This window comes from Leifsonia sp. SIMBA_070 (assembly GCF_046534635.1).
GTDB lineage: Bacteria > Actinomycetota > Actinomycetes > Actinomycetales > Microbacteriaceae > Leifsonia.
On the sequence record NZ_JAWRYK010000613.1, the window covers coordinates 1 to 252 of the forward strand.

Consider the following 252-nt stretch of genomic DNA (forward strand, 5'->3'; position numbering starts at 1 on the left):
GAGCGTGGTGGTGAAAAAATGCTCTTGTTTGCCTTCCGAGGAGGTGCGATACCAGCTGACCTCGACCGTTGGCAGCATTTCGCCGGTGGCAAGTGCCTGATACATCAGGGGGGTAGCTTTGTTCAGTGAACTGGTGAATATGAAAGGCTTATGCACGCGCTGGCCACTCGGTTGACCGCTCTGGGGGTCAGTGGGCGTAGTCACCGCATGCTTGATTTCCTGAACCAGAATCTGATCTTCATGGCCTTGTTG

At 54.4% G+C, this 252-nt stretch carries 1 protein-coding gene; it reads right to left on the minus strand.

The annotated features are described in order from the left end of the window. A partial coding sequence (gene tssD, locus SB754_RS21675; RefSeq protein WP_410784377.1) for a type VI secretion system tube protein TssD occupies positions 1-252 on the minus strand: 252 nt, incomplete at both ends.